Source organism: Geofilum sp. OHC36d9, from assembly GCF_052400685.1.
Lineage (GTDB): Bacteria > Bacteroidota > Bacteroidia > Bacteroidales > Marinilabiliaceae > CAZHHH01.
The window spans coordinates 1-555 of sequence record NZ_JBQTGJ010000054.1; the positions used below are offsets into that span (position 1 = coordinate 1).

Consider the following 555-nt stretch of genomic DNA (forward strand, 5'->3'; position numbering starts at 1 on the left):
CACTCGCCAGGCGTGGTATGATACCAATAAACGCCAAGCACAAACTCAGCTGTCAGAAGTTCTGCTGCTTACCGAAGTGAAAAAACACCGTGCAGAGCATAAAAAAATGGGTTGTGAAAAGCTGCACAGATTAATGACTCCGTTTTTGGATGAGCATCAGATTAAGATGGGTCGAGATAAGTTTTTTTACTTAATGAGCGAACATGGCTTACAGGTTCGTAGTACTAAGCGAAAAGCGACAACGACCAATTCTAATCATCTTTTCAAACGTTATCCCAATATTGTCCGAGACATAGAATTGCGCAATGCTGGCAGGCTTTGGGTAAGTGACATCACTTACATTCGTACGAGGTTGGGGTTTGCTTATTTATCGCTAATAACCGATGCTTATTCTAAAAAGATTGTTGGTTGGTGTTTGTGGCCAGACTTAACAAGCCAAGGGGCTTTAAATGCCTTAAAAATGGCCACGCAAGGCGAACCGATAACAAGCCAATTAATTCATCACTCCGACAGAGGGATTCAGTATTGTTGCTATGATTATGTGAACTATTTAAC

Annotated in this window: 1 protein-coding gene; it reads left to right on the plus strand. The window is 41.4% G+C overall.

Annotated features, from left to right (window positions below; translation table 11 throughout):
* The coding region (locus ACT3CD_RS17270) for a transposase (RefSeq protein WP_444646916.1) at positions 1-555 on the plus strand (555 nt) is incomplete at both ends.